Source organism: Pseudidiomarina terrestris, from assembly GCF_030466375.1.
GTDB classification, from domain to species: Bacteria; Pseudomonadota; Gammaproteobacteria; order Enterobacterales; family Alteromonadaceae; genus Pseudidiomarina; species Pseudidiomarina terrestris.
In genome coordinates this window covers 210,740-229,394 of the sequence record NZ_JAGGJE010000004.1, presented here as the reverse complement: position 1 = coordinate 229,394, position 18,655 = coordinate 210,740, and the positions used below count along the sequence as shown (strand labels likewise).

The 18,655-nt window shown below is 54.1% G+C and carries 16 protein-coding genes; 7 read left to right on the top strand and 9 right to left on the bottom strand.

Going from position 1 to position 18,655, the window contains the following annotated elements; genetic code table 11:
- Positions 1-77 precede the first annotated feature (77 nt).
- The 3 genes from gluQRS to sfsA all read right to left on the bottom strand — a co-directional run bounded on the left by gluQRS (position 78) and on the right by sfsA (position 2,180).
- Positions 78-929 carry a tRNA glutamyl-Q(34) synthetase GluQRS gene (gluQRS, locus tag J6J28_RS10535; protein WP_301721597.1) on the bottom strand — a complete coding sequence of 284 codons (852 nt, stop codon included), beginning with the start codon at positions 927-929 and terminating at the stop codon, positions 78-80.
- Position 930: 1 nt separating this feature from the next.
- The gene (gene dksA / locus J6J28_RS10530) at positions 931-1,383 is read right to left on the bottom strand and encodes an RNA polymerase-binding protein DksA (RefSeq protein ID WP_301721596.1); all 453 of its coding nucleotides are present in this window, start codon (positions 1,381-1,383) and stop codon (positions 931-933) included.
- Between the two features lie 74 nt (positions 1,384-1,457).
- Positions 1,458-2,180, bottom strand: coding sequence for a DNA/RNA nuclease SfsA (sfsA, locus tag J6J28_RS10525; RefSeq protein WP_301721595.1), 723 nt, complete (start codon positions 2,178-2,180; stop codon positions 1,458-1,460).
- Positions 2,181-2,249: 69 nt separating this feature from the next.
- Here sfsA and pepB point away from each other — a divergent pair, with 69 nt between their 5' ends.
- From pepB to mrcB, 3 genes are all read left to right on the top strand, one after another.
- Positions 2,250-3,536 carry an aminopeptidase PepB gene (gene pepB, locus J6J28_RS10520; RefSeq protein ID WP_301721594.1) on the top strand — a complete coding sequence of 429 codons (1,287 nt, stop codon included), beginning with the start codon at positions 2,250-2,252 and terminating at the stop codon, positions 3,534-3,536.
- Positions 3,537-5,990, top strand: coding sequence for an ATP-dependent helicase HrpB (gene hrpB / locus J6J28_RS10515; protein ID WP_301721593.1), 2,454 nt, complete (start codon positions 3,537-3,539; stop codon positions 5,988-5,990).
- Between the two features lie 155 nt (positions 5,991-6,145).
- On the top strand, positions 6,146-8,395 hold the full coding sequence (gene mrcB, locus J6J28_RS10510; protein ID WP_301721592.1) for a penicillin-binding protein 1B: 2,250 nt from the start codon (positions 6,146-6,148) through the stop codon (positions 8,393-8,395).
- A gap of 38 nt (positions 8,396-8,433) precedes the next feature.
- Here mrcB and hemL read toward each other — a convergent pair whose 3' ends face one another.
- From hemL to hemJ, 3 genes are all read right to left on the bottom strand, one after another.
- The gene (gene hemL / locus J6J28_RS10505) at positions 8,434-9,723 is read right to left on the bottom strand and encodes a glutamate-1-semialdehyde 2,1-aminomutase (protein WP_301721591.1); all 1,290 of its coding nucleotides are present in this window, start codon (positions 9,721-9,723) and stop codon (positions 8,434-8,436) included.
- Positions 9,724-9,745: 22 nt separating this feature from the next.
- Positions 9,746-10,759 (bottom strand): aspartate carbamoyltransferase, encoded by a 1,014-nt coding sequence (locus J6J28_RS10500; RefSeq protein WP_301721590.1) that lies wholly within the window; start codon positions 10,757-10,759, stop codon positions 9,746-9,748.
- Between the two features lie 100 nt (positions 10,760-10,859).
- Positions 10,860-11,288, bottom strand: a complete 429-nt coding sequence (gene hemJ / locus J6J28_RS10495) for a protoporphyrinogen oxidase HemJ (protein WP_301721589.1) — start codon at positions 11,286-11,288, stop codon at positions 10,860-10,862.
- 58 nt (positions 11,289-11,346) lie between these two features.
- On the opposite strand from hemJ, the gene J6J28_RS10490 reads away from it, so the two are divergent.
- The 3 genes from J6J28_RS10490 to pepQ all read left to right on the top strand — a co-directional run bounded on the left by J6J28_RS10490 (position 11,347) and on the right by pepQ (position 13,839).
- Complete coding sequence (locus J6J28_RS10490; protein WP_301721588.1) at positions 11,347-12,015, top strand: DUF6776 family protein; 669 nt, start codon at positions 11,347-11,349, stop codon at positions 12,013-12,015.
- Between the two features lie 73 nt (positions 12,016-12,088).
- Entirely contained in the window at positions 12,089-12,436 is a 348-nt protein-coding gene (erpA, locus tag J6J28_RS10485; protein WP_301721587.1) for an iron-sulfur cluster insertion protein ErpA, read from the top strand.
- 89 nt (positions 12,437-12,525) lie between these two features.
- The gene (gene pepQ / locus J6J28_RS10480) at positions 12,526-13,839 is read left to right on the top strand and encodes a Xaa-Pro dipeptidase (RefSeq protein ID WP_301721586.1); all 1,314 of its coding nucleotides are present in this window, start codon (positions 12,526-12,528) and stop codon (positions 13,837-13,839) included.
- Positions 13,840-13,868: 29 nt separating this feature from the next.
- Here pepQ and J6J28_RS10475 read toward each other — a convergent pair whose 3' ends face one another.
- Both J6J28_RS10475 and J6J28_RS10470 read right to left on the bottom strand, forming a co-directional pair.
- A complete protein-coding gene (locus tag J6J28_RS10475) occupies positions 13,869-15,011 on the bottom strand; it encodes an anhydro-N-acetylmuramic acid kinase (RefSeq protein WP_301721585.1) in 1,143 nt (380 codons plus the stop codon).
- Positions 15,012-15,013: 2 nt separating this feature from the next.
- Positions 15,014-16,387 carry a peptidoglycan DD-metalloendopeptidase family protein gene (locus J6J28_RS10470; RefSeq protein ID WP_301721639.1) on the bottom strand — a complete coding sequence of 458 codons (1,374 nt, stop codon included), beginning with the start codon at positions 16,385-16,387 and terminating at the stop codon, positions 15,014-15,016.
- Positions 16,388-16,597: 210 nt separating this feature from the next.
- Here J6J28_RS10470 and tyrS point away from each other — a divergent pair, with 210 nt between their 5' ends.
- Positions 16,598-17,800 (top strand): tyrosine--tRNA ligase, encoded by a 1,203-nt coding sequence (tyrS, locus tag J6J28_RS10465; RefSeq protein ID WP_301721584.1) that lies wholly within the window; start codon positions 16,598-16,600, stop codon positions 17,798-17,800.
- A 7-nt stretch (positions 17,801-17,807) separates the two neighbouring features.
- On the opposite strand, the gene J6J28_RS10460 is transcribed toward tyrS, so the two are convergent.
- The gene (locus J6J28_RS10460; protein WP_301721583.1) at positions 17,808-18,641 is read right to left on the bottom strand and encodes a symmetrical bis(5'-nucleosyl)-tetraphosphatase; all 834 of its coding nucleotides are present in this window, start codon (positions 18,639-18,641) and stop codon (positions 17,808-17,810) included.
- Between the last annotated feature and the right edge of the window lie 14 nt (positions 18,642-18,655).

Here is an 18,655-nt window from a genome sequence, read left to right as displayed (position 1 = left end):
CGTTTGATAATAGTTTTGTCTCCCTAATCAAACCTTTGGTGTAGTGCAATGTGCGTATTGTAGCCGTTACTGAAGCTTCAGGAAAGGTACTTTAGCCGCCATGCTATGGTTGCTTGTTGTAGTAATTCAGCAGGCGACGCATCAGCTGCTATGTCGGTCAGGCCTAAAAATTCAAAGGCGCGCAGCAGTTGCGCTGGCACCTGGTCTGCACGCAGGGCTGGCGCGTGGTTCTGTTTACTCAGTTTGCGACCGTCCGGATCAAGCGCTAAGGGGACATGCGCAAGCCGGGGGCAACGCTCGCTGAGCTGTTGCCAGAGGGCAAGTTGCCAGCTGGATGCGGTCATCAGGTCGGCACCACGAACAATATCGGTTACGCCTTGTTGATGGTCATCAACGACCACTGCCAATTGATAGGTATAGAGCTGGTCGCGACGATACAAAAGGAAGTCTTCGCGCGCAAATACCGGCTCCAGCTGGACGTCACCCTGAATACGGTCATGGAACTGCAGGCTGGGCTGGTCATTACGGAAACGCTCGGCGCTGCCTGCGGCAGGTCGTTGACGGCTGCGGCAGTAGCCAGTGTAGTGGGCGCCACGCGCTTTAATTTGTTTACGGGTGCAGGTGCAGTAATAAGTCAGGCTTTGCGCACGAAGTGTTTCGAGAGCTTGCTGATAAGCGGCATCGCGCTGCGACTGATACCAGATCTCGCCATCCCACAGCAGGCCATGCTGTTCCAACTGGCGTAAAATGGTGTCGCTGGCGCCAGCGACTGCGCGGGGTTTATCGACATCTTCGATACGCACCAGCCAGCGTCCGTCATGGGCTTTGGCGTCGAGGTAACTTGCAACTGCAGCGACTAAAGAACCAAAATGAAGAGGCCCCGACGGGGTCGGGGCAAAGCGTCCGCAATACGGGAGGCCGGTCGCCATATCAGGCGCCAGTCATTTGCTTCTCTTTGATTTCCGCGAGGGTTTTGCAGTCCACGCAGAGATCGGCGGTAGGGCGCGCTTCAAGGCGGCGAATACCAATTTCGATGCCACAGGAATCACAGAAACCAAAATCGTCGGCTTCAATTTTCTGTAGTGTCTTTTCAATCTTTTTAATCAGCTTACGCTCGCGGTCACGGGTGCGTAACTCAATACTGAACTCTTCTTCCTGTGCAGCACGGTCGACCGGGTCAGGAAAGTTCGCCGCTTCATCTTTCATGTGATGCACGGTGCGATCCACTTCCTCACGCAGCTGGTTGCGCCATACTTCCAGAATTTTACGGAAGTGGTCGCGCTGCTTTTCGTTCATATATTCTTCGTTTGGCTTTTCCTGATAAGGCTCTAAGCCAGCTTGTGCCAGAATGCCATGGGCTTTTTTGGGCGTTCCTTGAGGCATTGTGGATCTCCTGTATGAGATGATTCGTCAAAAAAGGTCGGTACATATACCAGAAAGCCAACCCCTGCGCAATTTTATTTGCTCGGAAGTTCGCCAATGGCGCGGATACCCTGTGGCGTGATATCGGTCTGTAATGCATAGAATTCAACCCCTGACTGCTTTGCTTTGTGGGTTAATTCAGCGTAAGCAGGATCGCAGTGGGCCGCGGCTTGTACACTCTGCACATCGCCATGAAGCACACAGTAGACGACCGCTGCCCGGTGTCCGTCGCGGCACATATCTATTAAACTCAGTAAGTGTTCACTTGCTCGCTTGCTAACGGTATCCGGGAAGTAGCCTTGTCGCTGTTCAGCCAGGGTGACGCTTTTCACTTCAATGAACACCTGCTGCCCCTGAGCGTCCCGGGCCAGCCAGTCAATTCTGCGGTTATCGTAACCGTAACGCTGTTCGGCGCGCAGCTCCTGCAGCGGGCCAAGGGACTTCAGTAAGCCTAGCTGTAGAGCCTCCCCGACGACGGTATTGGCGCGCTGGGTGTTGACACAAATACCGGCACCGCTAGAGGTTTTGGCAAGTTCCCAGGTGTAGCGGTATTTGCGTTTGCTGTTATTGGAGTCGCTTAACCAGACCCGCATTCCCGGTTCAGCACAGCCAGTCATGGCCCCGGTATTCGGACAATGGACCGTTAAGGGGGTTTCCGCTGCAGCGTACTCAGGCCAGTCCGGATGATAGACATCGGCCAGAAAGCGCTTGTACCTGCGCACTAAAAAAGCCTCGCGTAAAGGGTTGTCAAACTGCATTGCCAGCCTCATATACTTTGCATAGGATATACTCAAATTGATTCGCAACCTTAATGGGAGCTGTAAAGCATGTCTACTGCATTAGCTGTATTTATTGTTCAACAAGAGTTTTCAGACGCCGCGTGGAAAAAGAGCGCCGCGGTCATCATGGGTGAAAAGGGCGCAACCATCTACGTCGGTAGCGACGAAGCGGAAAACTTACGCAAAGTTCAAAAAGCAGGACGTCAGCTTGACTCGCTGGGCGTGAGCAAAGTCAAACTGGCCGGCGATGACTGGGATTTTGAGCGGCAATGGGCATTCGCTAACGGCTATACCGACACCCGCAGTACCAACTCCATCGAGTTTGCGGGTGATGCACAAACCTTAACCTCGATGCGTGAGCTGGTGAACTGGTCGCGCGAGCTGACCAACTTACCTCCGGCAGATATTTACCCGGAGTCACTGGCTAAGCGCGTCTCCGAAAAGCTTGAAGCCATTGCCCCTGAGCACGTCAGCAGCCGGGTCATCTCCGGCGATGAACTGCTGGATGAAGGCTGGGTGGGTATTCACACCGTGGGTCGTGCCAGTAAGCATAAGCCTTGTATGTTGATTGTGGACTATAACCCGAGTCAGCAAGACAGTGCCCCTGTTGATGCGGTGCTGGTCGGTAAGGGCATTACCTTTGACTCCGGTGGTTACAGCGTTAAATCCAGTGAAGGAATGCTGGCGATGAAGTGTGACATGGGTGGTGCGGCCACGGTTGCTGGTGCTTTAGGGCTGGCGATACAGCAAGGCCTGCAAAAGCGGGTGCAGCTGGTACTTTGCTGTGCCGAGAACCTGATTGATGGCACCGCCTACAAGCTAGGGGATGTGATCACCTATAAAAATGGCACGACCGTGGAAGTCGTCAATACCGATGCTGAAGGCCGTCTGGTGCTGGCTGATGGCCTGCAATACGCGGGCGAGGTCAATGCTAAGCTGGTGCTGGATGCTGCCACCTTGACGGGTGCCGCTCAGATGGCGGTAGGTAATGAATACAACGCACTCTTTAGTGTCGACGATGAACTTGCCAATAAAGCTCTTGCAACGGCGGCGCAACAGCGGGAAAACCTCTGGCGGTTGCCGCTGAACCGCTGGCATAAGGAGAATACCCCGTCCGCCTTCGCCGATTGCGCGAACAGCCGACCACAGAAAGGCGGCGGCGCTGCTGGCGCAAGTAATGCTGCGGGCTTCCTGCTGCGCTTTGCGCCAAATGAAGGTAAAGGCTGGCTGCATTTTGACATTGCCGGAGCTTATCAAAACAATGCCAATGCAATGTGGGCAACAGGTGCGACCGCGCTTGGTGTGCGGACCATCGCTGCCTTGCTTAACGACTAAGTGAGCGGCCCGCAAGAACTACCTGTCGCTGCGCTGGTTCCTGAGGTTCTGGCGCAGCTTAAAGGTAGCAAACTTGTCTTGCAGGCGCCGCCCGGCGCCGGCAAATCTACCTACTTACCTTTAGCTTTACTGCAACAGGGCGACTGGCAAGGCCGGCGCATTCTGCTGCTGCAACCGCGGCGCCTGGCGGCGGTTGCCATTGCCCACTATCTGGCCGAGCAGCTGGGTGAATCTGTTGGCCAGCGCGTCGGCTATCACGTCCGTGGCGAGCGCCGCGCGCAGGCGAACACCCAGCTGATGGTGATCACTGAAGGTGTTTTCGTACAATACCTGCAACAGGATCCCGAGCTCAGTGATGTTGCTGTGGTGCTTTTTGACGAGTTCCATGAGCGTAACTTATTCAGTGACTTAGGGCTGGCGATGTTGCTCGAAGCCTTGCCTTTAAGGCCAGACCTGGGCGTTCTGATCATGTCGGCAACGCTGCCGGCTGAGACCATTGCCAGCTGGCTGGGTGAGGATGCCAGAGTCTTGCAAAGTGCCGGACGACAGCATCCTATCAGCGTGCATTATCGCCCGCCAAAGGTCGCCAACGACTGGTTACAGCATAGTGTGCAGGTGATTAGCGAGGCACTGCAGAGCGCCGGGCAAGGCGTACTGGTGTTCCTGCCCGGCTGGCGCGAAATCCAGCAGTTACAGCAACGCTTGCAGCTGCCAGCCGAGGTACTGCCCTTGCACCGGCAATTACCCTTAGCGGCGCAACGCGCAGCACTTGGTGAACTCCCTGAAGGTCAAAAGAAAGTTGTGCTAGCCACCAATATCGCCGAAACCAGCCTGACCATTCCCGGCATCGACGTGGTGGTCGACAGTGGCCGTGAGCGGCGCTCGGTGTTTCATCCGCGGCATGGCGTCAGCCGTCTGCAGACACAGCGGATCAGTAAGGCCGCGGCAACTCAGCGCGCCGGCCGCGCAGGGCGGCTTGGTCCTGGTCAATGTTTTCGTTTATGGAGCCAGAATGAAGAACACAGTATGCGCGACTACGATGAGCCGGCGCTGCTGACCGACGACCTGAGTGGTGCCGCACTGGAAGCAAAACGCTGGGGCACTGAGCTGTCCGAGATGCAGTTTCTGTCGCCGGCAAACCCTGTGCATGTGGAGGTCGCGCAACAGCACTTGCAGGCGCTGGGTGTGGTTGATGGCACTTTGCATTTGACCGCACTTGGGAAACGCGTCGCTGAGTATGGTGCGGAGCCACGTCTGGCAAGGATCGCTGTCGCCGTTGAGCAGGCTTCTGCGGAGCAACGCGGTGCGGCAGCATTAGTGCTGGCGCAGCTTGAACAGCCACCACGGCAACCGGAACAGTTCCCGTTAACCGCAAACCAGTTGCAGGGCGAGGCACGCAAACGCTGGCAATTCTGGTGTCAGAAGTTGCGGGTCAAACCCGTAGTGACCCAGGTCGCTGCGCCACTTGCCGCAGAGCTTGCGCTGTGGGGTTTCGCCGATCGGATCGCCCAATGTCGTGGTGAAGCCGGTACTCATTATCGTCTTGCCTACGGTGGCGGTGCACGCTTTCATCATGGTGATCATCGTGTTGGAGGAGAGTGGCTGCTGGTGTTAACCATGAACTTCAGTGAAGCTCAGGCAGATGCCATTATTGGCTGTGTGCTACCGCTGGCTGAGAGCGATTTTCGGCATCCGGCACTGACCCTGGCGTGGCAGCAGGAGCTGCGCTTGAGCGGGCCCCGGCAGCGTTTTGAGGTGGTCGAGGTACAACGCCTGGGCGTGTTAACCGTAGCGCAGCGTGCTGCACAAACTCAACCGACCCACGACGAGCGCGTACAACTACTGGTGGATTACGTCCAGCAACAGCCATCTGCTGCGCTGGACTGGGACTCCGCGGCCAGTTTATTGGCGCGCCTCAGATTAGCGCAGCGTTATTTGCCGGAGAGCGAACACGGCCACTGGCCCGATTTCGAGCAGCGTGCATTACTGGCTGAGCTGGCGCACTGGGCCGCACCTTATTGGCAGAACATTAAGGATCTCGAGCAGCTGCGACGCTGGTCGCCACAGGCCGCCTTAAAGGCGCGGCTGAGCTATCAGCAGGAACAACTGTTAGAGCATCTTTGTCCACAGTACTGGCACGCTCCCAGTGGCCATCGCCACGCCATCGACTATACCAGTACACCGCCGAAAGTAGCGCTAAAGCTGCAAGAGGTGTTTGGCACGCCAGCATCCCCCGCCCTGTGTCAGGGCAAGGTTACACTCATGCTCGAGTTACTTTCACCCGCGGGCCGGCCGTTGCAGCGTACCAGTGATCTGGCAAGCTTTTGGCAAAACTCCTATCAGCAAGTAAAAAAAGAAATGAAAGGCCGCTATCCCAAGCATCCCTGGCCCGACGATCCGGTGCAGGCGCAAGCGACGCGCAAAACCAAAAAGTTTCTGCAGAACAACGAATAAGATGAGCACGACGGATTTGTGTACAACGCCGCGGCAGGCGGGCTGAGCAGGATAAAGGTGCAGATTAAATTTAATGAAAATTCTCGCGAAAAGGGTACACATCAACAAAAACCAAAGTATCCTAGTGAGTCTCTGATAACAGAAGACGGATGCTGATGCGCTTTTTGCTAGTGACTCTGGCCAAGCTCGCCCTTGTGGTGCTGATTACGCTTGGCTTTTATGCCATATACCTCGACAGCTCGCTGACCAAACGCTTCGCCAGCGAGCGTTATCAGGCTTCAGCCATTGTTTATGCACGGCCCCTGACCCTTGAGCCCACCGCACCATTGCGTATGTCGCAGGTGCTGGCAGAATTAACCCAATTACGCTATCAGCAAAGTGCCACCACTGCTGCGAGCGGCAGTTACCGTCGCTCAGGCGATCAGCTGGAAATCCACCGCCGCCCCTTTGATTTTGCCAGCGGCCCGGCAATGGCACAAAAGGTTCGTGTCAGTTTTGCCAATGGCCGGGTGGCAAGTCTACGCAGCCTGCCAGACGGGCGCATGTTAAGCCAATTTCAGCTGGATCCCTTAGTGCTTGGACAGGTCACCGGTGACCAAGGCGAGGACCGCCTGCTGGTGGGGCTTGAACGCGTGCCAAACTTGCTCATAGAAACCTTATTGCTGGTTGAAGATCGTGACTTTTACCATCACGCCGGGGTCTCCCTAAGCTCCATTGGACGTGCGGCACTGGCCAACCTGGCGGCAATGGAAACCGTACAAGGTGGCAGCACCCTGACCCAGCAGCTAGTGAAGAACCTTTATCTGACGCGGGAGCAAACGCTTTGGCGAAAAGCCAACGAGGCGTTGATGGCATTGATCATCGATTTTCGCTTTAGTAAGAACGAAATCCTCGAAACCTACTTTAACGAAATTTATTTCGGTCAGGACGGTGGCCGGGCGATTCATGGCGTGGGCCTGGCCAGCCGCTATTATTTTGGCAAATCTGTGGAAGAGCTCGAACCTGCGGAAATGGCCTTACTGGTGGCTATCGTCAAAGGTCCTTCGTATTACAATCCCCACCGTTACCCCGAGCGGGTAAAAAAGCGCAGGGACATGATTCTGCAGCTCATGTTTGCCGAGAATTTATTATCCCAACCGGCTTATCTGACGGCTCTGGATACCACACTGGTCGCTCCGAAAGGGCCACGGGTGGGTCAGACCTGGGCGCCACACTACCTGGCGCAGGTGAAACAAGAGCTGAGCCAGCTCAATGTCCCTGAAGACTGGGCCCAACAAGGACTGCGGGTATTCACCTATTTTGATCCGCTGGCACAGCAAATTGCTGAGGCCAGTGTGGCGAGTCAGCTGCCGCGTCTGAGTAAAGCCGAGGAATTACAGGCGGCGGTGGTGATTGCCGAGCCTGATAATGCAAGTCTGGTGGCCTTGGTGGGCGACCGGCAACCACAGCAGTTTGGCTTTAACCGGGCCAGCATGGCGATTCGCCAGGTGGGTTCACTCATCAAACCCACGATTTATGGCCTGGCATTGGCCCAAAAAAACAGCTTCCACCTGGGAACCATTGTTGAAGATCAGCCGCTGGAGTTACAGGAAGCGGACGGCAGTACCTGGCGTCCAGCCAACTACGACGGCAAGTTCCAGGGCAGCTTGATGCTGTACGATGCGCTGGCGCAATCGCGCAACTTGCCGGCGGTCCGGCTCGGCTTGAGTGTAGGTATTCCCGCTGTGGTCGATAAACTGCAGGCCGCCGGAGTGGATACTCCGATTCCAAGTGTACCTTCGCTGGCTCTGGGGTCGGTGGAGTTATCTCCGCTGCAAGTCAGTGAGCTTTATGGAGTGTGGGCGCAACAGGGACGCTATCGCAGCTATGCGACCATACAGGCGTTGACGGACCATCGCGGTCTTGAATTTTATCAACGGCGCCCGCCGGCAGGTTATGAAGTTTTTGATGAGGTGACGACGGCGCTGGTGAATTACGGCCTGCGCGGCGTGATTAACGAGGGAACCGGCAAGGCACTAGCTGCGCTGTTTGGCAGCGATGCACTGGCAGGCAAGAGTGGCACCACCAATGATTACCGCGATAGCTGGTTCGTAGCTTATGATGAGGACAAACTGGTCACCGTGTGGCTGGGCCGGGATGACAATCAGCCGATTCATCTAACCGGTAGCTCCGGTGCGTTGCCAGTCGTTGCCGAAATTTTCAGTCAGCTCGGCGTGCGGCCTTTGGCAACTCAGCCTCCGGCACCTTTGCAGCTTACTGCATTTCATCCGCAAACAGGTGTAGCAATACCTCTGGATTGTCCATCCCAACGTCGTTTCCCGGCGTACCCTCAGGCACTACCTGAGCAGGTGAACTGTGACGGAGAAATCGACGAACGCGCGTGGTGGGAGAAGCTATTTAATTAGCGCTCCTCCACCATGCGGTCCATTCTGAGCAGGCTGGGTTAGCCTTGTTTTAATTCAGCAAAGGCGTTGCTGGCGGCATCCAGAGTGGCGTCGATATCGGCATCGCTATGGACCGCCGACATAAAGCCTGCTTCAAACGCTGATGGAGCCAGGTAGATCCTCTGTTTGAGCATGCTGTGATAGAACTTACGGAAGTGTTCCATATTACACTGGGTTGCCTGGGCGTAGCTGGTGACTTCTGCATCAGTGCTGAAGAAGAAACCAAACATTGAGCCTGCGCGATTGGTGGTAAATGGAATACCTGCGGCATCAGCGCGTTCCTGCATACCGGTTACCAAACGCTCAACCTTGGCGTCTAGTTGTGGGTAAAGCGCTTCATCGTCAAGTTGTGACAGTGCGGCAAGACCTGCCGCCATAGCCACTGGGTTCCCTGACAGGGTACCGGCCTGATAGACGGGCCCTACCGGCGCAATATAATCCATAATCTCGCGCTTACCACCGAATGCGCCGACGGGCATACCACCGCCAATCACTTTACCCAGAGTGGTTAGATCAGGAATCACATTGAAGTACTCCTGGGCACCGCCACGGGCAACGCGGAAACCTGACATCACCTCGTCAAAAATAAGGACACTGCCGTACTCGTCACAAACTTCCCGTAAACCTTCCAGGAAGCCGGGGGCAGGAGGGATACAATTCATGTTGCCGGCCACCGGCTCAACGATAATGGTTGCAATATCCTGTCCGTGTTCAGCAAAGATCTGGCGGACCGACTCGATGTCGTTAAAGGTCACCGTCAGCGTATGTTTAGCGAAGTCTTCCGGGATCCCGGGCGAGTTTGGCACGCCCAGAGTCAGCAGGCCTGAGCCCGCTTTGACTAACAGGGCATCGGCGTGACCGTGATAGCAGCCTTCGAATTTCAAAATCTTGTCGCGCCCGGTAAAACCACGTGCCAGACGGATAGCCGTCATGGTCGCTTCGGTGCCGGAGTTCACCATGCGAACTTTCTCAATGGAGGGTACCAGTGCCTTGATTTTCTCGGCCATAGTAATTTCGCTGGAGGTCGGGGTACCGAAGCTCAGGCCACGGTCGACAGCAGCGTGAGTCGCCTCGCGAATCGCAGCATTGTTGTGGCCTAAAATCATCGGGCCCCATGAGCCAACGTAGTCAATGTAGCGCTGGCCGTCAGCATCGTACATATAAGCGCCGTCAGCACGCTCGATGAAGATCGGCGAACCACCAACTCCGTTGAAGGCACGCACAGGGGAATTAACGCCGCCAGGAATGGCGAGCTGGGCTTGAGCAAATAAATCTTCAGATCGAGACATCGTGATCCTCTTTTACGATAAGTTAGACGTTGCGCTTGTCGCTGAACCAGTTGACTTCACACTCGTAATCCTGAACCTGGTCAGCAACACCAAGAGTGAGCGCAAATAACGCCATACGGATAAGAACGCCATTGTCGGCTTGACGGAATATGGCCAAATTGGGATTTTGGTTCAAATCGTTATCAAGTTCGTTCGCTTCAGCGCGGGAATCGCGCGGCAAAGGATGCATGATAACGGTGTTGGGCTTGTAATGTTTGGTGTAGATCTCGCTGTTCAGACGAAACTTGCCACGGTACTGATCAGCTTCCTGTGGCGAGGTAAAACGTTCCTGCTGGATCCGGGTCTGATAAACAATATCAGCATCGGAGCTGCCACTGACCTGATCAGTGACATTGATTTCATGACCGGCATTGGTCAGCACGCTCATGACACTATCTGGCATCATTAATTCGCGCGGTGAGATCAGGGTAAAGCGGACATTGTCATAAAGGGCCAGCAGACGTGACAAGGAATGTACGGTTCGCCCAAACTTGAGGTCACCCATCATACAGATATGCATGCCATCAACCGTATGGCCGTGGTAGGCGAGTTCTTTTTTGATGGTGTACAAATCCAGCAGCGCCTGGGTCGGGTGTTCGTTGGCGCCATCGCCCCCGTTGATGACCGGCACCCGGCTGCCCTCGGCAAATTCTGCAACCGCCCCTGATTTGGGGTGGCGCATGGCGATAACGTCACTGTAGCTACTGAGCACGCGAGCGGTATCGTACAGGGATTCGCCTTTCGCCAGAGCTGAGCTCTCCATACCCGTGGTTTCACGAACTTCGCCACCGAGTAGATTAAACGCGGTACCGAAACTTACGCGGGTACGGGTAGAAGGTTCAAAAAACAGGTTTCCGAGAATGGCACCGTCAAGTACGCGGGTGCGTTTTTGGCGACGGGCATAGGGCAACATACGGTCTGCCACTTCGAAAATGTCGTCAATACTGTCACGATTGAATTGGTCAACAGAAAGAATGTTGGCGCCAGTGAAGTTCATGTGTTGCAGCCTCAGCGAGTTACGAAAAGAGTAGCGAAAAGTTGATCAAACACTGGACCGTTATACTAGCAGATAGTGGCGCCAAAAAGAATGTTGGCACTCAAAATGGCTTCAGTATCGCCAGTATCACAATGGCAAACAAAGCGAATACCGGTACTTCATTGAAGATACGGTAAAACTTGTGGCTACGGCGGTTGCGGTCATTGGCAAAATCCGCCAACAACTTAAAGCAATACAGGTGGTAGCCATATAACAGAATCACCAGCAGCAGTTTGATATGCATCCAGCCGCTGGCAGAGAACCAGGCGCTACCATAGGCGATAATTAACCAGACCCCGAAGACCAATGTCAGCAGGGCAAAGGGGGTGACAAAATAAAGTAAGCGGCGCTCCATAACTTTAAGTTGTGCGCTCACTTCTGCCGACTCGGTCTGAGCGTGATAGACAAATAAGCGCGGCAGATAGAAAATTCCGGCGAACCAGGCCACCATAAAAATGATGTGGAGGGCTTTTACCCAGAGTAAAGTCATTGTTTAATCCTTTTAAGCTGCGTAGCATAACATGCGTTCCATGATATGAAGAGCTGCTATGAATGAGAAGCAAAAGTTTGGCTTAATTGCTGTGGTTGTGATCAGCGCTTTCGTGCTGGGTTACCTAATCGGTGCCGGACAAAACTGGTATTTGCTGAGCCGGGTAAACGACCTTGAATTGCAAGTCGAGCAGCTTTATGAACAAGCCGAAACAACGGATTATCAAAAGCATATTGCTGAAGTTGAGCTTGGCATCGAGCGCGCCGCCAGTGAACAGCTGGAACGCGATCTTATTGCGGGTCAGGATGAGTTAATGGCGCTCAAACGAGAGTTGGCCTTTTATCAGAAGATCATGGCTCCGGAACTGGAAGCGCAAGGGGTGGTCATCGATGCTTTTGAGCTTTATTCGTTACGCCAGCCAGAGCATTATCAGTTTCGTCTTGCGGTCGTGCAAACGGATCGGCAGCGCGGCGGTGTCAAAGGCACGCTGAATGTCAGCCTGCATGGCCTGTTGGACGGCAGCAGAGTGGTCCTGGATGTATTTGAGCTGGCAGAGCTGCCAGCGGCTGACAAAGAATTCAGCATGCGTTATTTCAAAGTCCAGACAGGTAGCTTCAGATTACCCGATAACTTTGAGCCAGAGAGCATTACTGTACGCGTAAATGTACAGGGAAGTGGAAATACACTGCTTGAGCGCACGTTTTTATGGAGTGAGCTGCAGTCATAGTCCGACTGCAATACTTGACCCTTTTACTCAGGTACGAGAAAATAGCGTTCTAATCATCGGAGGTAGTAAACGAATGACTGATGCAGCGCAAGCGATGCCTATCCAATTTACTGAGGCAGCAGCAAATAAAGTGAAGACCCTGATCGCAGATGAAGAGAATCCTGCGTTGAAGCTGCGTGTTTACGTAACTGGTGGGGGCTGTTCGGGCTTTCAGTATGGCTTCACTTTTGACGAAAAAGTGAACGCCGGTGATATGGAAATCGAAAAAAACGGCGTGACTCTGGTGGTCGATCCCATGAGCCTGCAATATCTGGTTGGCGGTACAGTCAATTACGAAGAAGGTTTGCAAGGCGCCCGCTTCTTTGTCGATAATCCCAACGCCACCACGACCTGTGGCTGTGGTGCGAGTTTCGCCGTTTAACCTCTTATCTGCACTCGTTAACGGACGAGTGATGCCTTCCGCTTAGCTTTACGTTAGAATGCCTTCTTCATTTGTAGGGGAGGTATTCTATGAGTTCTTATGCGGCACATATCGCCACAGTTCAGGCCCGTTTCGACGCAGCCCTGGCAGCAACCAATTTCGATTCCGTTCTGGTTTACGCGGGCCAACCGCGGGTAGCGTTTTTGGACGATAATCCAGCCCCTTTCAAAGTCAATCCATTATTCAAATACTGGTTGCCGGTCACAGCAAGCCCAAAGAGTGCAATTTTCTATGAGCGCGGCCAAAAGCCGGTACTGTTCCTGTTCCAGGCTCGCGATTTCTGGCATGCACCTGTCACTATCGAGCCGGCTGAATGGCAGGAGCACGTAGAGCTGGTGGTCATCGACGACCTCTCCAAACTGACCGCACAGTTAGGCAGTAAACTCCAGGATGCTGCTTTCATCGGCGAAGATTTTGCCGAGCCAGTGGCCAGCTGGAACGTGAAAGCTCGCAATCCACAAGATCTCATCGACCACCTGCACTTTCACCGTGCTCTGAAAACTGAATGGGAACTGGAGAACCTGCGCGTGGCAAACGAGCGCGCAGCCTACGCTCATCTGGCGGCCCGTGATGCGTTTTTAGCGGGCAAGAGTGAGCTGGAAATTCACCATGCCTATCTTGCCGCGATTCACTTCCGTGAAAGCGAGCTGCCTTACAACAGTATTGTCGGCCTGAATGAGCATGGCGCCATTTTGCATTACGATGTGTACGAGACCCAAGCTCCTGCCGAAAGCCGTTCATTCTTAATTGATGCTGGCGCCACCTATCGTGGTTACTGCGCGGATATCACCCGCACATACGCCCGTAATGAGGGCTTCTTTGCCGATTTAGTGACAGCGGTAGATGATGCGCAGCAAGCGTTGCTGAAGGAGATCAAGCCTGGTGTCGATTACTATCAGTTGCATGTCTCCCAGCACCTGAAAATTGCCCAGATTCTGAGTGATTTTGGTTTCGTGGAAGGCTCAGCGGAGAGCATTTATGAACAGGGCTTCAGCAGCGCATTCTTCCCTCATGGGCTGGGTCACTTTATTGGCCTGCAGGTGCATGATGTGGGTGGCTTCCTTCGCAATGATCGCGGGGATACGTACGACCGCGACCCACGCCATCCGTTCCTGCGTTTGTTACGCCCGGTAGAAGAAGGACAGGTCTTCACCATTGAACCTGGTCTTTACGTCGTCGATCAGCTGCTTGAAGCACATGCTGATGCCAAAGAAATGAACTGGGAGCGTATCGCTGAGTTACGCCCTTACGGCGGTGTGCGTATTGAAGACAGTATCGTGGTAGGTGCTGATGGCAACAATGAAAATCTTACCCGTGATGCTTTTGCGAAGCTGCAGGCTTAAAAGCCAAAGCTTAGCCTGATACAACGTCATTAAGGTAAGTAAAGACCACCGAGTACAGTGGCGCGGCTGGCGCCCGTCACTGCCGGCATATTGCCTGGTAAACCGAGCATAAACTGGCGCGCTAACCAGGCAAACGCCATCGCTTCCAATTGTTGCGGGTCTACCCCTAAGGCAGCAACACTACGCCACTGAGCCTCGGGATAGTGCGTCGCTAAGCGGCCTAATAAATGCTGGTTAAAAGCTCCACCACCGGCAACAAAAACGCTATGGACCTGTGTCCGGCTGGCTTGCTGCAGGCCGTGAGCGACCGTGGCAGCCGTAAATTCTGCCAGGGTTGCCTGAATGTCCTCACTCCGCCACCCGATATCTGAGCCATTTGCAGACTCAAGATAGCTCATTAGCCAGTTGTAATTAAAGTACTCGCGGCCGGTGCTTTTCGGAGGTGCCTGCTGGATGTAATCGTCGGCAAGCATAGCCCCAAGCAGCTCATGAATCACTTTGCCACTGGCAGCATAACTGCCTTCCGGATCGTAGCTTTGCGCTGCGTCTGGGTGGTGGAGTTGATACCAAAGGTCGAGGAGCGTGTTGGCTGGTCCGGTGTCAAAGCCGGTGACCTCACCGCCGTTGGCCGCGAACAAAGTAATGTTCGCGATGCCGCCGAGGTTAAGCACCGCCGTTGGACAGTCTTCTGCCAGACGCGTTTTAAACAAGGCCTCGTGAAAAGCAGGTACCAGCGGGGCTCCCTGACCACCTAAGGCAATGTCTTTACGGCGGAAGTCTGCGACGACGGCAATTCCCGTTAGTGCGGCAAGCGTATTGGGATCACCGAGTTGCACAGTGTAGGGCGTCAGTGCGTCAGGCATATGGCGTACGGTCTGACCATGGCTGCCCACGGCTGCAATGGCTGAGGCTGACAGTTGAGCCTGCTCGAGCAATGCCAACACCACCTCAGCACTGTATTCGGCAAATTGCCGATCCGCAGTAGCGAGTCGGTGCAGTTCATTAGTACCGGGGGCACAGAGGTCTTGAAACTCAGCCTTGAGGTGCGGCGGAAGTGCCTGGGAGTAGTGTTGCAGAAGCTGCGGTTGTTCGCCGCTAAAATCAACAAGGACGGCATCAAGGCCGTCCATGCTGGTTCCTGACATTAAACCGATGTAAAGCTGTTCGCTCATGCTCAGCGCATGGCCAGGAAGACGCGTCTGTTATCTGCCAGCATCGCTAAACGTTGGTCAGCAATTTGCTTGAACTCTGGCATTTCGCTGGCGGTCAGTGACTCGGCCTCAGGGAATTTGACGGTGCGCGGATTACGATGCACACCATCTACCAAAAATTCGTAATGCAGATGAGCACCGGTGACACGGCCGGTTGCACCAACACGGCCAATCAAGTCGCCTTGCTTGACCCGATCGCCACGTTTCACCGTGCGCTTGCTCAGGTGCAGGTACTTGGTGACATAGCGCTCGCCATGCTGGATAAACACGTAATTGCCGTTCAGATTGTTGTAGGCGCTGGCAATGACTTTACCGCTACCTGAGGACATAACCGGTGTGCCGACATTGGCAGCGTAATCAATCCCATTGTGGGGACGGACCCGACCGGTAACAGGGTGCAGGCGGCGCGGATTAAAGCTAGAGCTTATATAGGTAAATTTCACCGGCGAGCGTAGAAATGATTTACGCATGGCGTTGCCATTCACCGCGTAGTAGTCGCCGTTGCTGTGTAAAATCGCCTGGAATTTACGATCCTGATTGACAAACTCGGCGGCCAGAACTCGGCCATAACCGACGAACTCACCGTCAACGTACTCTTTTTCAAAGATGACCGAGAACTCGTCACCCTTACGCAGGTCGAGTGCAAAGTCGATGTCCCAACCAAAAATATTGGCGATACTCATGATTTGATTTTCGGTCAGGCCCGCATTAATACCTGCGTTCCAGAAGCTTGAATCGATTTCAGCAAAGGCAAAGGCTTCCTGAATCTGCACTTCTTTAGTGTCGATTTCACTGGCGTAGCCCTTCGTGGTCTGGCTCACGATCAGGGTATCCACAGGACTGATTTGGTAGGCCAGCTGCAGCAGCTCGCCTTCAGCATTCTTGGCAAAGCGCAGGGTATCGCCCGGATGCAGCTTCAGCAGGTACTTGTTTGCTTGCTTATCTTGCGTGACCCGATAGAGCTGTTGCGGTGAGAAGCCCATGACATCGAAAATACGTGCCAGACTATCTCCGGACTTAACTTCATAACCGCTCCAGTGCACAGCAGGCTCTGCAGGTTCCTCTACGGCGAACGTTTCAGCGGCTGCGGTAGAATCTACGGCTGGCTTTAGCTGCAATTCCTGCGCGGCTGGGGCAGTCACTGTGTCCTTCAGGGTGAGCGGAATTTCGAGACGCTCGCCCAGAATCAACTGTTTATCGGCAAGTTTGGGATCGGAGGTATTACGCGACGCGGTCGCTGGCTCGGATGGCAGCAACATGACAATTAGCGTCGCGAGGCAAACCCCCGACAATAAGAGCTGGTGACGTCGTGGCAGTTGCTTTAAAACACCTGCCATTCTAGTAGTTAATACCTTCATATACTTCCTGAAGTTAGCGCACTGGGAACCCTATTTCCCATAGTTCTTTTGGCAGAATAATACGAAGTGCAACGTTTTTCCAGTCGCTTTACCTTTATTTCCGCTTAAAAGACCGTCTCAAATAGCATACAATGCAACGTTTGATAGCCCTTCCCGCGTCACGGTCGACAGCTCAGGAGTATGAAAGTAATGACAAAATCAGCGGCGGATGCGTTTGCAGAGATAGCCCGCGGCACAGAAGAAATTCTGCTCGCCGATGAACTTAAGGATAAGCTCGCAAAAGGTAAACCTTTAGTGATCAAGGCCGGTTTTGATCCAACCGCACCAGATTTACACCTTGGCCATACGGTTTTAATCAATAAAATGCGGGCGTTTCAGGATCTCGGCCATGAGATCGTTTTTCTTATCGGTGATTTCACCGGCATGATCGGCGATCCAACGGGTAAAAATGTCACCCGTAAACCCTTGTCGCGTGACGATGTAATTGCCAATGCGCAAACCTATAAAGAACAGGTCTTTAAGATTCTCGATCCGGCAAAAACCCAAATTCGTTTCAATTCAGAATGGATGAATGAGTTAGGCTCGGACGGCATGATCAAACTGGCGGCGCGTCAGACCGTTGCGCGTATGCTGGAACGCGATGACTTCAAGAAGCGTTACGCTTCCGGGCAGCCCATTGCCATTCATGAGTTTTTGTACCCGCTGGTACAAGGCTGGGATTCCGTGGCACTGCGTGCCGATGTTGAACTCGGTGGTACCGACCAGCGCTTCAACTTGCTGATGGGCCGTGAACTACAAAAAGATGAGGGTCAGATCCCTCAAACGGTGATCATGGTACCTTTGCTTGAGGGCCTTGACGGGGTGCAGAAGATGTCGAAGTCGCTGGGCAACTACGTTGGCATCACTGAGCCCGCCAACGATATGTTCGGTAAGTTGATGTCGGTCTCGGACGAGCTGATGTGGCGCTACTTTGAATTGCTGAGCTTCCGGCCACTGGAAGAACTTGCACAGTTCAAGCAGGCGGTCAGCGCAGGCGCTAACCCTCGTGATTATAAAGTGCTGCTGGCAAAAGAGATTATCACTCGCTTTCATGACGCCGAAGCAGCCGAGGCAGCAGAGCAGGATTTTGTGCAGCGCTTTAGTAAAAATGCTATCCCTGATGACATGCCTGAACTTGAGCTTAACACTGAGGCTGGCGAAATCGGTATTTGCCACTTGCTTAAAGAAGCTCAGCTGGTCAACTCCACCTCTGATGCGATGCGGATGATTAAACAAAGTGCGGTGAAGGTGGATGGCGAGAAGGTCACCGATACCAAACAAATGATTGCAGCCGGCACTACGGCGGTCTATCAGGTTGGCAAACGTAAGTTTGCGCGGATTACTGTAGCTTAGGTGTCGCTTAATCCGCACCTTCAGGATTTTCTGCCTGCCAACGCTGGCCTTCGGGCCAGCGCAGCAGGGTCATTGTTTCGCCCCATACGCAGCCTGTTTCCAGACCAATCACATCGTCACGACCAGTATGACCTTGTAAGGCAGCCCAATGCCCGAACATCAGGGTCATGGGTTGTGGTTGCCAGGTTTCAAACCACGGTATTAGTCCCCGCTCCCGAGTGTCGGCATCTGGCGCTCCTTTAGTATCTAGCTCCAGGCAGTGATTCTCGCCGATAAAGCGCATACGCGTGAAGGCATTAATAATAAAGCGGATCCGCTCGGGGCCCTGCAATGTCGATGACCAGCAGGTCGGCTCATTGCCGTACATTTTATCAAGCCACTGGGCCAGCTTGCGGTGGCGCCAGGCACGCTGCAGACTCGCGCGGACTTCCTCGGCTAGCGCCGCAGCTTGCGCTAAAGACCACTGCGGATAGATGCCAGCATGGGTCATTACGACATCATCGACCTGGCGCATCAGCGGTTGTTGCACCAGAAATTCAATCCACTCGTGTTGTTCAGCTTTAGGAAGCGCGAGAATGGCATCCAGCTTGTCTTTCGGGTTGGCGTTGCGCACCCCAGTCAGCACGGCAAGTAAATTCAAGTCATGATTGCCGAGCACGCACTTTGCTGCTTCACCCAGGTCACGCAAGCGTTGCAGGCAGGCCAGTGAGTCCGGGCCGCGGGCAACGATGTCGCCGACGCACCAGAGTTCATCAAAGCGTGGATCGAAGTTGACCTGTGCCAGCAATTCGTCGAGCTGGGTCACACAGCCTTGCAGATCTCCGACAAAATAGCGTGCCATACAAAGCTCCGGTG

Excerpts from the sequence above, each read along its gene's own strand:
- gluQRS (WP_301721597.1), bottom strand. The coding sequence starts at position 929 with ATGGCGACCGGCCTCCCGTATTGCGGACGCTTTGCCCCGACCCCGTCG.
- dksA (WP_301721596.1), bottom strand. The coding sequence starts at position 1,383 with ATGCCTCAAGGAACGCCCAAAAAAGCCCATGGCATTCTGGCACAAGCT.
- sfsA (WP_301721595.1), bottom strand. The coding sequence starts at position 2,180 with ATGCAGTTTGACAACCCTTTACGCGAGGCTTTTTTAGTGCGCAGGTAC.
- pepB (WP_301721594.1), top strand. The coding sequence starts at position 2,250 with ATGTCTACTGCATTAGCTGTATTTATTGTTCAACAAGAGTTTTCAGAC.
- mrcB (WP_301721592.1), top strand. The coding sequence starts at position 6,146 with ATGCGCTTTTTGCTAGTGACTCTGGCCAAGCTCGCCCTTGTGGTGCTG.
- hemL (WP_301721591.1), bottom strand. The coding sequence starts at position 9,723 with ATGTCTCGATCTGAAGATTTATTTGCTCAAGCCCAGCTCGCCATTCCT.
- J6J28_RS10500 (WP_301721590.1), bottom strand. The coding sequence starts at position 10,759 with ATGAACTTCACTGGCGCCAACATTCTTTCTGTTGACCAATTCAATCGT.
- hemJ (WP_301721589.1), bottom strand. The coding sequence starts at position 11,288 with ATGACTTTACTCTGGGTAAAAGCCCTCCACATCATTTTTATGGTGGCC.
- J6J28_RS10490 (WP_301721588.1), top strand. The coding sequence starts at position 11,347 with ATGAATGAGAAGCAAAAGTTTGGCTTAATTGCTGTGGTTGTGATCAGC.
- erpA (WP_301721587.1), top strand. The coding sequence starts at position 12,089 with ATGACTGATGCAGCGCAAGCGATGCCTATCCAATTTACTGAGGCAGCA.
- pepQ (WP_301721586.1), top strand. The coding sequence starts at position 12,526 with ATGAGTTCTTATGCGGCACATATCGCCACAGTTCAGGCCCGTTTCGAC.
- J6J28_RS10475 (WP_301721585.1), bottom strand. The coding sequence starts at position 15,011 with ATGAGCGAACAGCTTTACATCGGTTTAATGTCAGGAACCAGCATGGAC.
- J6J28_RS10470 (WP_301721639.1), bottom strand. The coding sequence starts at position 16,387 with ATGGCAGGTGTTTTAAAGCAACTGCCACGACGTCACCAGCTCTTATTG.
- tyrS (WP_301721584.1), top strand. The coding sequence starts at position 16,598 with ATGACAAAATCAGCGGCGGATGCGTTTGCAGAGATAGCCCGCGGCACA.
- J6J28_RS10460 (WP_301721583.1), bottom strand. The coding sequence starts at position 18,641 with ATGGCACGCTATTTTGTCGGAGATCTGCAAGGCTGTGTGACCCAGCTC.